Annotated in this window: 14 protein-coding genes and 1 pseudogene; 3 read left to right on the forward strand and 12 right to left on the reverse strand. The window is 41.1% G+C overall.

Features of this window, described 5'->3' with window-relative positions:
• Positions 1-87: pseudogene (locus FTV11_RS15315) on the forward strand (IS5/IS1182 family transposase); the annotation flags it as partial.
• A 240-nt stretch (positions 88-327) separates the two neighbouring features.
• Here FTV11_RS15315 and rpe read toward each other — a convergent pair.
• The gene (rpe, locus tag FTV11_RS15320) at positions 328-1014 is read right to left on the reverse strand and encodes a ribulose-phosphate 3-epimerase (RefSeq protein ID WP_078192356.1); all 687 of its coding nucleotides are present in this window, start codon (positions 1012-1014) and stop codon (positions 328-330) included.
• A 605-nt stretch (positions 1015-1619) separates the two neighbouring features.
• On the opposite strand from rpe, the gene FTV11_RS15325 reads away from it, so the two are divergent.
• On the forward strand, positions 1620-1916 hold the full coding sequence (locus FTV11_RS15325; protein ID WP_168378512.1) for a DUF2218 domain-containing protein: 297 nt from the start codon (positions 1620-1622) through the stop codon (positions 1914-1916).
• Positions 1917-1947: 31 nt separating this feature from the next.
• On the opposite strand, the gene FTV11_RS15330 is transcribed toward FTV11_RS15325, so the two are convergent.
• The 9 genes from FTV11_RS15330 to FTV11_RS15370 form a co-directional block, all read right to left on the reverse strand.
• Positions 1948-3009, reverse strand: coding sequence for a M48 family metallopeptidase (locus FTV11_RS15330; protein WP_168378511.1), 1062 nt, complete (start codon positions 3007-3009; stop codon positions 1948-1950).
• A gap of 14 nt (positions 3010-3023) precedes the next feature.
• On the reverse strand, positions 3024-4130 hold the full coding sequence (locus FTV11_RS15335) for a YjgN family protein (RefSeq protein WP_180023102.1): 1107 nt from the start codon (positions 4128-4130) through the stop codon (positions 3024-3026).
• Between the two features lie 132 nt (positions 4131-4262).
• Entirely contained in the window at positions 4263-5108 is an 846-nt protein-coding gene (gene fghA, locus FTV11_RS15340) for an S-formylglutathione hydrolase (RefSeq protein WP_180074346.1), read from the reverse strand.
• A 28-nt stretch (positions 5109-5136) separates the two neighbouring features.
• Positions 5137-6528 carry a C13 family peptidase gene (locus FTV11_RS15345; RefSeq protein ID WP_168378508.1) on the reverse strand — a complete coding sequence of 464 codons (1392 nt, stop codon included), beginning with the start codon at positions 6526-6528 and terminating at the stop codon, positions 5137-5139.
• A 125-nt stretch (positions 6529-6653) separates the two neighbouring features.
• Positions 6654-7472, reverse strand: a complete 819-nt coding sequence (locus FTV11_RS15350) for a class I SAM-dependent methyltransferase (RefSeq protein WP_218947269.1) — start codon at positions 7470-7472, stop codon at positions 6654-6656.
• Positions 7466-8290, reverse strand: coding sequence for an undecaprenyl-diphosphate phosphatase (locus tag FTV11_RS15355; protein WP_078191179.1), 825 nt, complete (start codon positions 8288-8290; stop codon positions 7466-7468). The genes FTV11_RS15350 and FTV11_RS15355 overlap by 7 nt, the downstream gene beginning before the upstream one ends.
• Positions 8291-8302: 12 nt before the next feature.
• Complete coding sequence (gene tsaB, locus FTV11_RS15360; protein ID WP_078192363.1) at positions 8303-8968, reverse strand: tRNA (adenosine(37)-N6)-threonylcarbamoyltransferase complex dimerization subunit type 1 TsaB; 666 nt, start codon at positions 8966-8968, stop codon at positions 8303-8305.
• Between the two features lie 162 nt (positions 8969-9130).
• Positions 9131-9661, reverse strand: coding sequence for a gamma carbonic anhydrase family protein (locus FTV11_RS15365; RefSeq protein ID WP_180026917.1), 531 nt, complete (start codon positions 9659-9661; stop codon positions 9131-9133).
• A 35-nt stretch (positions 9662-9696) separates the two neighbouring features.
• Positions 9697-10305 carry a CoA pyrophosphatase gene (locus FTV11_RS15370; protein WP_078192365.1) on the reverse strand — a complete coding sequence of 203 codons (609 nt, stop codon included), beginning with the start codon at positions 10303-10305 and terminating at the stop codon, positions 9697-9699.
• 126 nt (positions 10306-10431) lie between these two features.
• On the opposite strand from FTV11_RS15370, the gene FTV11_RS15375 reads away from it, so the two are divergent.
• Positions 10432-10980: an NUDIX hydrolase gene (locus FTV11_RS15375; protein ID WP_078192366.1), complete on the forward strand. Its 549-nt coding sequence runs from the start codon at positions 10432-10434 to the stop codon at positions 10978-10980.
• A 68-nt stretch (positions 10981-11048) separates the two neighbouring features.
• Here the strand turns inward: FTV11_RS15375 and FTV11_RS15380 are convergent, their stop codons facing one another.
• Both FTV11_RS15380 and filE read right to left on the reverse strand, forming a co-directional pair.
• Positions 11049-13064: a hypothetical protein gene (locus FTV11_RS15380; protein ID WP_180026918.1), complete on the reverse strand. Its 2016-nt coding sequence runs from the start codon at positions 13062-13064 to the stop codon at positions 11049-11051.
• Positions 13065-13086: 22 nt separating this feature from the next.
• Positions 13087-14439, reverse strand: a complete 1353-nt coding sequence (gene filE / locus FTV11_RS15385) for a putative pilus assembly protein FilE (protein ID WP_180026919.1) — start codon at positions 14437-14439, stop codon at positions 13087-13089.

A 14439-nucleotide genomic window follows, 5' to 3' on the forward strand; every position in this document is an offset into this window, starting at 1 on the left:
GGAATTGCCACAAGATACGATAAGCTAAAACGTAACTATCAAAGCGCTGTTGCTTTAGCTTGTATATTTATATGGTTGCCTCTTTAGCTCAATTTATCGGCTGTAAATGTCAACACACCCTAATAAACATACAGCATTTCAAACACTTTACTCCATAAAAAAAGGACTCAATTGAGTCCTTTTTATACTTAATACGTCTAATTATTAAACCATTGATGCACAATCGTTTATAATTTATCCAAGTTATCCATATAGTTATCTACACAGATATCCATACGGTTATCCATATAGTTATCCACAAGCGAGGAATAACTTATACCCAAAGGCTTAAGCCTCTTGAGCATGCACTTTTGCCAACTCTGAACGCATGTCATCAATCACAGCTTTATAATCAGGCTTACCAAAAATCGCTGAACCTGCAACAAACATGTCTGCACCGGCTTCAGCAATATCACGAATATTGGCTGGAGTAACACCACCATCCACTTCTAAGCGAATATCACGACCTGAAGCATCAATAATTTTTCGTGCTTGACGCAGCTTTTCCAAGGTCATTGGAATGAACTTTTGACCACCAAAACCTGGGTTCACACTCATCAACAAGACTTGGTCAACTTTATCTAAAACGTAGTCTAAATAATGCAGAGGTGTCGCAGGGTTAAACACCAAGCCCGCTTGCGCACCGCCAGATTTGATTAACTGTAAAGAGCGGTCAATATGGTCAGTCGCTTCTGGGTGGAAAGTGATGATATCTGCGCCAGCTTCCAAGAAATCACCAATCATACGGTCTACCGGTGAAACCATTAGATGCACATCAATTGGCGCCTTAATGCCGTATTTTTTCAATGCCTTACAAACGCCCGCACCAAAAGTTAAGTTCGGTACATAATGATTATCCATGACATCGAAATGAACAACATCTGCACCGGCTTCTAGAACATTTTCAACTTCTTCACCTAAGCGCGCAAAGTCTGCTGACAAAATTGAAGGTGCGATTAAGAATGGCTTGGACATGAAAAACCTAGCTTTGAAAAGGGAGTGATTGACGCATTATAGCAAATTGTCCCCCTATTCGCTGCCCATGCCCTTAGTCGTTTTTTTCGATACTGATGATTGAGATCTCTATAATAAAAAAACCTAGGATGAACTGATGTTACGCAGTAATATCAGAAGCGTAATTGGTTCAAATAAAAGAAAGATACGCGGTAACGTCATCCGCATTTGTTTGAGACAGCACGACTTCTAATCAAAAATGTTTTTGCAATACTTTAATTAAATAGACGCTAGAAAGCGAGTTTTGCGGTGAGGAGCATTGCTCTGCAAGATGGTTTCCTTGCGAAGCTTCGCTTCTCATTTTGCCTAATGAGAATCATCGTTTCGTAAGAGTACCTCCAGCCGAAGGCTAATCCCTTTATTTAAGCCCTAGATGTAAGACTCAGTCGAATTGACTTAAATATCATTTTAAAAATGCAAAATTATTTTTTGCGTGCGTAACATCAGTGATTAATATGGATAAAGATCTCAGGGATAGAAACACAGCGTTGCATTTTTAGACTTAACGGGCATCTATGTACTTTGCTAAGTTAAAGGACTGACGACTTAACAATAAAATTGCATCTATGAAAAGTTCAACACACATCACCACCGCCCAAGCAGCGCGTGTTGCTAAACGCCTAGTCAATCATTGGAAACATAAATTTGAAGTCAATGAACAGCTCATTGGAGAAAATACTGCATTCAAGATTCAACTACCCTCTGCAGAGGTCAATCTTTTACCACAAGCTGCTTTTTTAGATGTAGTAATTTCAGCCCAAGATCCAAGTGCAAATCTAGATCAATTGGAACATGTGGTTTTAGATCATTTGATCCGTATGGGACAAGAAGAACTCAGTGCAACATGGCAACGCGAACCGTAGTCTACGTCGCCATATTGTCAAAGCCTTTCACTCAATGCTGATGTGATTGATAATTTCTAACTGCATCAATACGGGCTTTCGTCGCTGGATGTGACTCAAAGAAATCTGTCCAAGATCTCTGATCTTTGGCAGTTTCATCCTTTGCACCTTTCTCTTTTGCTATTTCACCGTCAGCTTCATCTTCCATACGTTGTAAGAAGTTTGCAAAATGTGCCGTTGGAATTTGATGTTTTGAAAGTTGTTTTAGGGCGTATAAATCTGCTTCAGATTCAAAGTCTCGTGAGTAACTTGCACCTACCGCAGCAACCGGTAAACTGGTGAGAATATCTGAGCCATCCCCTGTAATCATCAACAAAATAATACTGATGCCTAAACCTGACAAACTTTGCTGCAAACTATGGCGTTGAACTAAATGCCCCTGCTCGTGGGCAAGCACACCTATGAGCTCATAATCATTTTTCGCTAATTTAACCAACTCATCTGTCACGATAATGGTGTTATTGGGTATCGCCAATGCATTTGCACCGATGCTACCACCACCGCGGAATAACAACTTCGCAGGACGATTTTCAGCCACCAATTGTTGATATTCTTGTTTCAGTTTGTCTTGGCGTGCTTGTGGCAATTTTGTGGGTTCAGTCATATCGATAATATATTTTTCCGCCTGATCGCCCCAACTCGTTAAAGCGGTCTCAGGCAGTTGATTGGCCACCACATGTGACGCCGCAGGTATGCCCCATTTAATCAAGACAAAAGCAAAAGCCACCACAAAAATCACACTAAAAATGATTAGAGAAGGTGAACGCTCTAATTTCCAAATCGAATGCCAACGCGACTTCACATCGAGATTAAACCACTCCGGCAAGGATTGATGAAACTCTAAACGAGCATCGTCCTTTAACTCGATCACTGGCTGAATATCACCTAACGCTCCAATCAGCGTCATATCTTGATAGGTGTAATGCTGCGTTTGTTCTAGGTCTTGACCATAACGCACAATCACGGCATGTTCCCCATCTGCGCTGATTTGAGCAACAAAGGGTTTTGACACTTTCCCATCATAATAGGTTGCATTCACTACTGATGTTTTCATGTAATTCACCTGTGTTATAAGGAAATATCTAGGTCAAAAATATCGGATAATTCTTCAGCAATTGCATTGTGATCTTGCTGCATTTGATTTTGTAATTGGTCTGGATCATCGACCAACATTAAATGCAAAGATTCCGTCTGATATTTATATAGTCGCACAACTGCCCATGGTGTCAGTAAACCGAGGCTAATCACTTTAGCCAACCAATTACTCAAGACAATCCATGCATAGCGCCATTGATTACAGTCCGTATGAAACTGACTGCGGCTCAACGTGGTGTTATTCCAAGTGGTAATAAAAATACGTGCAGCTGTGAGTGGCCAAATAAACATATAGCCAATCAAATACATACCAAAAATAATGAAGACATAAGATGCGTCATTTAAACCATCTGAACTACCAAACAGTATTGCAAAGATTACTGCCAGCAATGCACCAAAGCCCATAAACAGAAATAAAGGCACATACATGGCGCGCATATAATCGCCCCACGTATTATTCAGATTAAATTTCAACTGCCCCAGATACAAATGATTCAGACATTCACGTTTATATAGCCAGACCGCAACTGGTGTAAACAATCCAAGGGTAAAGACAACCACCGCAAGACATTTAACAAAGCACCAATATGCGCTTTTATTTGTCCCTGAAAAAAAGAATCGGCTATTACTAAACTTACTGTTGCGAGCACGGAAACGAATCGTAGATCGAATGAGCCAAGGAACCGCAAAGAAGATCAGGACAAAGCCCGCTAAGAAAGCTTCCCAAGAATACTTTATAGCAAAAGAGAAACCACCATAGACCACTAACGCAATGATTCGTCCAACTAAAATTTTTGTAGGCAAACCGGTAAAGTCAAAACGACGCTGAAATACCCAAGTATTACCGTAAAAATAACGTAAACGGCGGACCTTTGCCCAAGGCGCATAAAGTCCAAGCGTGACAATCGTCAGTAAGATATTCACAATCCAAATACCGAAATATTCAGACGCATTACCTTTAAACCTAAAATGATAATTTCGTCCCAAAACATCAGCCTGTTCTGTCTCACCAAATAGACTCGGTGGATTCATCACGGGCAGCTCTGGCGGAAGCGGCGTTTCCATTTGTGAATTTTGCATAAGTACCCTAAATTATTTTTTTTGGTATGTCGAATTTATTCATTTGCATGGCAATGCACATCACCATGCTTTATTTATACGTATATCAAAGCAAGCTATGCCTCAATATTTTTTTAACCACTGGCTTTTAAATTAATGAACTACTGTTTGCAATTGGACAGCGTGAAATTGCAAATGATCGTCCATAAAACTTTGAATAAAATAATACCCATGATCATAGCCAACATGTTCACGCAGTTCGAGTGGCTGCCCAACTTGCTCACACGCTTGCTGAAACAACATCGGATTTAACTGGCTATAAAATTGATCATCAATGCCTTGGTCAATCAAAATGGCTTTAAACAAAGCCCCTTTAGTTTGCACTAAAGCCATAGCATCATGCGAAAGCCACTGCTGACGGTCTGAACCTAGATATTGACTAAAGGCTTTTTCGCCCCAAGGACACTGACTCGGCGCACAAATCGGTGCAAAAGCAGAAACCGATTTAAACAGGTCAGGATGCTTCAACGCTAAAGTTAATGCACCATGACCGCCCATACTATGTCCGAATATGCCAATCGCACCCTTTTGTACCGGAAATTTAGCCTGTACCAACGAATACAATTCTTCAGTGATAAAACGTTCCATTTGATAATGCTCGGCCCAAGGTTGTTCCGTTGCATTAATATAAAAGCCTGCGCCTTGCCCAATATCCCAATGATCGCCTTGCGCCACCTGTTCCCCACGTGGAGAAGTATCAGGGCTGATTAAAATCAGGCCAAGCTGCGCAGCTAAACGCTGAGCATGCGCTTTAATGGCAAAGGTTTCTTCAGTACAGGTTAATCCCGCCAAATAAAACAATGCAGGACACGCTTGGCCTTGCAAGGCTGTTTCTGGCAGAAAAATACCAAACTTTGTTGGGGTTTTTAGACTTGAAGAATCCAATTGATAAATGCGCTGCTCACCCGCAAAACAAGTATTTCGTTGTACTAATTCCATGATCTTTATCCTAAACTTTTTTAATCTTTTAAGGCGTAACCGTCGTAGCCGGTGCAGTAGTTGTCGGCGGGAACAATCGTTGTTCTAATTGAGGCAACATTAATGCCATGTTTTTCCCCATCGACCACTGTGGTTCAGAAGGTTCGAAACCTTGCGCTGCTTCCCATTTCGCAACAGTCGCTTTGGTTTCATTAAATGCCGCTTGAATACTGGTCTGCTCACGCATCGCCTGATCAAAGAACGCACGGCCAAAATAGGTGTATTCAGCTTCATTCGAACAGCCAAAAGACTGTCGATCAGCTGCCGATGCAGTAATGATTAAAGTATTATCATTTTGTAGCGCTGGAATAAAACTGCCTGAATAACATGAAGAAATCACAATTACACGCCAACGAATTCCGGATGCATCCAAGGCTTCTTTTAACCATTTAGGATCGACTTGCGCCAAATCCAAAGGTGCATTTTCCATTTCAAAGACATTTGGTAAACCATGTGAGGTCATATATAAAAATAAGACATCACTTTCTCGGTTCATCTGCTGACCGATACGACGCAGCGCCAACTCCATACTAGTTTTAGATGCTAGCGGAATTTCAGTGCGCGTTGCAGGGTTATTGATAAGTTCAACCGAACGCCCATAGGTGCCAAAACGTGTATCAAATTGTTCTTTAATCCGTTCAATTTCCAGTTTAAAGACATCTTGATAACTCGCACCTGCCACCCCTAAGAAGTACCAATGGGATTGGGCAAACTCACCATATTCCACTGCGTCTAAAGATTTATTGAGTAAACGGCTTTGTGCATAAAATGCATCTTCAGCAAAGCTTGGAGGAACTTCTTCAACTTTCCAAATCGGCTGATCTTTGACTGAGACTTGCCACACGACCAAAGTAAATAGCGTCGCACCCATAATCAGTGCACGCTCCCACCATGGCCATTTCAGCTCACGTGAAAACACCCAAACAACAGCCAGACTTTGCCAAACAAATAGAATAATGAATAACGTGGGAATGTAGTCATACAGGAAGTATGGGAGAAAATCGAGATCTCCCAAATATTGAATCAAACATTGAAACAGCATGATGTGCGTATCAAGCACCAACCAGAGCAATGCTGGGACCAACATTAACCGTGGATTATTCACACGTTGTGACAGGAAAATCCCCACGATTAAAGCAATAAATGGCCACAATGCGTAGCTAATGAGACCTTGTGCATTAAATTCGCCAATACGCCCAGTGCTGAGCCAACTAAATAAACTGTTGGCACAACCACCTAAAATCCCCCAAAACACCAATTGTAAAATCGATGGTCGAACGATTTGTAAAGAACGACGAGACCCCAAAAATAACCACATCCCCGCAGTTTGGTTGCTTTTAAAATCATGCCAAAAATTGATGGAGGGTTTGAAATCAATCATAGAGTTCTGATGGTGGCCTTGGCTTGCTTAATTGCACAAATAATTTTATGCCTGATGTCGTTTTTAGCAATGCTATTTTTTAACTATATAACAAATCTTTGAACAATATTGAAGCAAATATCATTTTAAGTCACAAGATCATGTTGGAAATATGCATCAAAGCGACAAGCATCGCCTTGCCACTGATGTTGTGGCTCTTGATTCGCTAAAAAAACCGCCAATCGTGGACGTTTAACCACGACACGTTTAGCAATTTTTTGTGCTAAATCCAGTAAATTATCACCTAAATCCATTTCACCATCTTCAGGTAACAGTAAATGCAATAATTGCATTTGTTTTTTGACCTGAGCTTGCTTTTTGACGGCTTGCTGGTTTTGATCTCGCTGCGGAAACATAGGATCGAGATAAACCACGTCAAAGATTTGATTGGTCGTCGATAAATGTTTCAAATAATCTGCCGAATCTGAAAAGACCAATTCAATTCGAGCCACAACCGAACTTAAAAACGCATCTTGCTGCGCACGTTGATGTGAGTCTTCCAATAGGGTAAATAAAATCGGATGACGTTCCACAAGGGTCACATGAGCACCCAAATGGGCCATTAAGAGACTGTCGTGCCCTAGCCCTGCAGTTGCATCCACAAGCTGTGGTTTTTCAGCCAAATTACATGCACGTGCAATCATCTCGGACTTTAAGGATGCTCGCTTTAAACGCCCAACTTCTGCTTTCCAATCGGGTTGCATCTTCATGCCATTGGCCGCCAACCACAAGCCATCTGCATCGACACACAAACTCAATTCAGGATTTAAACGTAAAAAACGCGCGTTTAATTTTTCAATCAATTCAATATTTACAGATACACCACGTGAAGAAAGCACAGCAGAATACTGCTGTGCTTTCTCATGAAACTCTTGTTCTGTGTATAAGCGGATTTCGCTTACCATAATTTCCAGCCTGTAAATGCGAACAATAAAATCAATAACCCTGAAACAATTCGATACCACGCAAAAATCATGAAATCACGTTTTGCCACATAAGCGACAAGCGCACGAATTAAAATCAATGCAGAGACAAATGAAACGATTAAACCAACGGCGATTACCGTCCAATCTTGAGTGCCTTGAAATACATCATAGCTTTGATATAAATCCAGTAAACCTGCACCGACAATAACAGGAATACCCAAAAAGAATGAAAACTCAGTGGCTGCTTTACGAGAAACCCCTAAGAACATAGCACCAATAATAGTTGCACCTGAACGTGAAGTCCCAGGAATTAAAGATAAAACTTGAATTAAACCAATCCAAATCGCATCTTTAATGGTTAAATCTTCTACTTCTTTGGCACGCACCTGCGGTGGATTTTTTTCGATCCAAATAATGATCAAACCACCGATAATCAACCCCATAGCAATCGCAATGTTATTGAACAGTAGCTCTTTCACCGTCTGACCAAACGTCAAACCAATCAACACGATTGGAATCGAAGCGAGAATTAAGCCAAAACCTAAACGGCGACCTTTTTCTTCGCCAGTCACCATACCGGTTGCTGCGCCCCACAGGCGGCCCCAGTATTCATAAATCACCGCAGCAATCGCACCCATTTGAATTGCGATCACGAAAACATCACTTTTTTCTTTGGTCCAAAAGTTCATTAATTCTGAAGCCAGAATTAAATGCCCTGTACTTGAAATCGGTAAAAATTCGGTAATACCTTCAACAATACCCATGATTGCCGCTTTGAGCAGCAGTAGAAGATCCATATATAACCCTAATTATGGCTTGCCTTGTTCTGAAATTTTCTTCCAGGCGTTATCTCGTAAATATACGGGCAATGCAAGTTCAGCACTCACCCATGCTTTTCTTTGCGCCGCTTCGCGGGCAATAGTAGCAATATCTTGTGCTGTTGCACTTAAGTCTTTGTATTGTGTTTGTTCTGATTGAATGAGCTCACTACCAGAACCCACAACGGTAAATTTGATCTGCGGTGTGGCATCTGCGTAGCTTAATAGTTGTTCTTCATCTACAGCCTGCATAATGCCATTGGCATCGAGTTGATAGCTTGCGATGTACACTTCTTGCATGCGTGCATCAAGGACTGCCGTTACTTCAGTCAAACCATGTACACGATGCGCCGCTTGAGCCAAAGCTTGCAAAGTTGATACTGGAACAACAGGTACGTCATTGGCCCATGCCAAGGCTTGTGTTACCGCTGCATTAATACGAACACCACTAAATGAGCCAGGCCCACGACTAAAGGCAATCGCAGTTAAACCCGCTAACTCAATAGCAGTTTGATTAAGCCCTTGCTCAATCATTGGGAGAATGGTTTGCGTCTGCGCTTTTGCCCGTAAATCGAGTTGAAAATAAAGCTCTTGAGTTTCATCTACAATCGAGACGGAACACTGCTCATTGGCAGTTTCCAATGCCAGTAATTTCATGCGCAACCTTAATTAAATTTAATCTTAAAAAACGTTGAATATGATACTCCACTCCATCGCAGTTCGCGAGATTTTCCACCACAGACTCAGCGCTTTCTGTATTTAATCTATAAAAAAGCCTCGACAAACGTCGAGGCTTTTTTGCTTACCATGTATAGCGTTCTAAAGTTCAGCGACTTCGAGTTGAGTAAAATGTTTAAAATGAGCGGCATATTGCATGGCACTCATTTTTAGACGTGCTTCGGCTTGTTCATCTAAAGTCTTGACGACTTTACCCGGTGAACCCATCACAACAGAATTATCCGGAATCACCTTCCCTTCTGGAATTAAAGCATTCGCACCAATGATGCAATTTTTACCAATCACAGCATGATTTAGAACCACGGCATTGATTCCGATCAGACTATTATCGCCTACGGTACATCCGTGTAGCATGGCTTGATGCCCAATCGTGACATAATCGCCAATGATCATTTCAATGCCCGCATCGGTATGCAGCACCGCATTTTCTTGTACATTGGTAAAATCACCCAGTTTGATACGACTGTTGTCCCCTCGAATGACGGCTCCGAACCAGACACTCACTTCTCGGCCTAATTCAACTTGCCCAATGACCGTTGCATTTTCTGCAACCCAACCATCCCAAGGTTGATGCGTGGCTTTCGGGCTATATCCTTGAAATTTGTACAACATGATCAAACATCCTATTTTGACTTTCTAAAAATGATTTATGGCTCACGGCCCAAATGAAATGAAGGAGAATTTAATAAAAAAGGCCATTCTTTTTGATAATTCAGACCATATTGAAATAAGGAAATCAGCATCCGTGCAGTCAAGCCCCATACGATTTCGTTTTCGATTCTTAAACTGGGAAAATAAAGCGATTGCTGGGCAAAACGAACTTCATATGGCGTTGGCGGTGTTTCTAAAAGCTGTCTTAATGATGCAAAAAAAATACGGTCAATTTCAGTGGGTTGAGGTATTAAATTTACGTCAGGCGGGATCAATCCCACGATCGGTTTAACCAACATCCCATTCCGTGCTTTTTGCATCGGTAAATCACCCAAAAGCTGCACATCAAATGGATTTAGAGCGGTTTCTTCTTGGGCTTCTCTTAAAGCCACCACGATATTACTGGTGTCTTGAGCATCACGTTTACCACCAGGAAAGGACACTTCACCTGCATGATTATTCATATAGAGAGAGCGGCGGGTCAATAAAATACGTGGATTATCTTCTTGGGTAATCGCAATCAATACAGCAGCATGCGCAGGTTGAATACGCTTAGAAAAACGTAAACTTTGCTGCAATCGCTGAGTCAATAAACCCTCATCCATCCACATTACATCCTTATAATTATCTTGTTTTCATCATAGCTGAATTTCGGCCAAGCTGGTTAGAAATGATGCCAAAGTTTTATTTTTAAGTTATTCTGACGGCTCACACAATCCATGACGATGAATATGAACTTTTGCTCAAACTGCGGACAAAAAACAAAAGAAGCGATCCCGCTTGGAGATCATCAGATACGCCGTATTTGTACCGCATGTGGGTTTATTCATTATGTGAATCCTAAAGTTATTTGTGGTGCTTTAGCCGTTTGGGACAATCAAGTTTTACTTTGCCGTCGTGCGATTGAGCCACGTTATGGGCTATGGACATTACCCGCTGGCTATATGGAACTCTATGAGACAATGGAGCAAGGTGCAGCGCGTGAAACTCGCGAAGAAGCCGAAGCAGAAGTCAACATTGAGCAACTATATTGCATGTATAACATTCCCCGTATTGGGCAAATTTATGCCTTGTTCAAATCTGAACTAATCAATGGTGAATTTGGTGCGGGTGATGAAACCATTGAATCACGATTGTTTAGTGAAGAAGATATTCCTTGGGATGATTTAGCCTTTCCAAGTGTGGAAAGAACGCTGCGGCATTATTTTGCTGACCGCAAAACAGGTCAGTTTGAAATGCATCTCGAAACCCTTGGTACGCGACTCGATCACACAGGTTAATTTACAGATCTCTTAATTAAAAAAGCCCATCATAAGATGGGCTTTTTTATTTTACTCATATTTGATGATTATTTTGCCTTGATGGTGTAACAAGGAGCCAATTCTAAAGAAATATCACCACCGCTTAACTTCGCCGTTTGAGCCGCAGCTGTATCATTTGGATTTTTTAAGCTATAAATATAACTAAAGCTGGCCAAACTATTCCCCCACTTCACCACTTTATTATCCGAATCCGTCAACGCAACGCCAGAGGGACGTGTGCCTGCATTGGCATTGATCATATTGTGTAACTGCACTAAAGCACCGCCTACAACCATTGATGTATCCGCTGAAGTTTTCACACTTGAGTTCATTCCAATCAGCGCGCCATCAAGCGTATGGAAATATGGGTCAGCTAAAATCATACGAATCGAAATGGTATTTGGATTGATATTTCCTTCAGGCGTAAAGGTACGGGTTGTCGTTCCGATACGATATTGCTGTACACCTTTGTCATCTTTCATTAACAGTGGGTCAAGCACATCTTTTCCGCTACAGCCTTCCGTCGCGTGTGTAGACAAGTCGACAATTTGGCTATCTTGACGAGTAAATACATCGTCTGGCACGCCAGATTTTATATTTGTGCGAATATCACCATTACGGTCAATCACCACACCCAATTTCACTGTTTTAATCGAAGTATCGGTAAATTTAAAGGTTAAATCTGCATACAAGGGGAAGATATAATTTTGTCCAGCAGCAACATTTTCAACAGACTTAAAGACTTTTTTGTCTAAATACGACAGCGGATAAAGCTTGTATAAATCCATCGTGCCTTTAAATTGCACTTGGTTAATGTTTTGCTCCCAAAGACCTAATTTTTTCTTATCATCGGCCGTCAGAACATAATCATCTTTTTTAGCCATTAACGTTTTATATAAACTTCCACCTGTACCGACCACCATTTTGTCGGCAAGTAGCGTCCCTTGTTTAATAATCAAAGGGCCAGAGTTGGCTTCTTCTGCATCAAAACGGAAACCCAGAATGCCAGGTCTATCAATTTGCTTGGTAAGCGGATCAATCCAATTGTCCTGTGGCGTTGCTGTTAAACGTGTTGGTCGTACCTGTGTCAAGAGCAAGACATTCACACCACCAATGGTACTCAACTGTTGATCAACTTTGCCCTTCCACTGTAAACCACTACCAAAAGTCATACCTTGGCGGTCCGTCATTAACATGAAATGACCAAATAAATTGACTTTTGAACTATCGGTCGGCAAACATTCATTTTTGTCACAGCCGACCAGTCCATTTGAACCACTGGCATTGGTAATTACGCCATCAGTTGAAAATAACGCAAACTCAGGCTGATATACCGCAGCCGTTGAGATATTCATGAGTTTTGAAACTAAGGTAAATGCATTTTCATTGCTGACTTCGGACAGGTCTAGCCAAGGTGTAAACAAGTCATTAAATTCCGTATCTGAACTGATACTGAAATCTGCTGTCGCGACATTTCGAGTGATTTGATCAATCAATACTTTATCTGCATTGTTGATATAAACCGCTTGGATATCTGTAGCTGTAACTGCGCTGTTATTTTTCAAAGCCAAGGCTTGAATAATTTTAGCCAAACGCATGGCCACTTTAACCGTTGCGTCGGTATTTGCAATCGTTGCAGCAGGTTTACCCGCGATGCCAGCTGCCAAATCCAATAAGGTCAAGCGTGGAGGTGTCGTACCACTGGCTACATTGGAAATTTGCTTCAAATCTACTTTACCCAAATCAATTCGACGTGATTTTTCACCTTGGACAAAGAAAGTTACCGTATCGCCAATCTTACAAGCACCTGTCGAAACACCTTCTTTTAGATCAAATAAAGTAATGTAGGTATTTTTAACGTCGCTCGAACAATTAAAATTCAGACCTTCAATTGGATAATCTAAAACGAACTCAACACAGCCTTCGGTATTACTTTTACAAGTACCATTGGTCGTACTGGTATCATAAATTTCAGGATTCACATTTGCACTTTCACCGCCACAGCCACTGAGCGCTGCAACCAATGCCGTTAAAGCAAACGGTAATAAAATTTTATTTTTCATCCTAATTCTCTTTTTTATGTCCTTAACGGATTGCTGTTAATTTAAGTTGGCCTTGATTGGTTAATACGCGACCATCGACGTCAATTGCTGTTGCTAAAGGCGTTAAAAATAAATACTGGCTACCTTTAGGCACTTGAATCACGCCTTCAATTTTTTCATGGTAAAGATGATCCGCTTCACCTTGGTTATTTTTGAATCCACCTGCGCCTTCCATGACACATCCATTTTTGTCTAAAAATACCGCAAATGGCCAATAAAATGTAGGATTTTGTACTTTGGATGCAAATGAATGTATACGAATATTTTGTAATGGTGATTTTAGTTTTACGACTTCATAGTCAAATTCGTCTGATAAAGGCGCTCGAGGCCATAAATTAATATCTTGTGCCAAGTCAAGCTCTTTGGCTTTCTTCATTTTTTTATTTGAAAAACATTGCTGACCTAAACCTTGAATGGTATCAGCTTGTGACACCCGATAATATGATGTGGCTAAAGTGATTGGGCCTGTATCTTCGGGTTGATTACGTTTAAATAAATTATCAATGACGGAGCGACTGACACCTTTTTCACGTTCAATGGTTTGCATCCGCGTTTGCCCCATCTTGCTATCAATAACGCCTTCGGGCATGGTGTAAAAGCGCTTTTTGCCTTCTAAGTTAAACTCTTTATCTTCAAGATATTCATTATTGACATACTTTTCACCAGCCATCGTCGAAAAGCCTTGCTCTTGTTTTGCCTTAGCCGATTGTTTTGAAGGATGATTTTCTAAGTTTTCACCTGAAGATTGTACGGCTTTATCAGTGCTAACAACTTTCTCAGCAAGGATCTTTTTTTCGACGATAGGTTTATCTTTTTCAGCCTGAACTTTGGCCTGATACGGAGCACTAGGTTGGGTTAGCTCTGATTGCTGTAACTTTTCGGTCCATATGGTTGAAGGTACAACTTTTGTTGAAGTACCTGACTCTTGTACTGATTTTTCAGATTTGGGAACGTTATCACCTGAGACCTCTTTAATTTTATCGACTGCGACAGCTTTATTATCATCCCGTTTTTCCGGCTCACGTGTACTTAAACTCTGAAACTTCACCGGTTCAGCAGCCTGTGCTGTTGGACTCGTTTGACGCGTCATCGGTGTCTTGGTTTGAGACGGACTAATGCTTACAGATGGTTGAGTAACGTGTTGCTGTACAGATGGTGAATCAATCATTTTAGCTATAGAACTTTCTTTGAGTTTCTTTACAGCTTTTTCTTGTATTTGTACCACCATTGGGCGCCCATCCGGCCCAATAATGGTATGAAACGCCCCGGCATAGGCATACGACACTTGCACCACAGACAGTGCAAGTAACGTTTTTATGAATAAAATCCTTTTCAT

Source organism: Acinetobacter sp. YH12231 (assembly GCF_013417755.1).
In the GTDB taxonomy this organism is placed as follows: domain Bacteria; phylum Pseudomonadota; class Gammaproteobacteria; order Pseudomonadales; family Moraxellaceae; genus Acinetobacter; species Acinetobacter amyesii.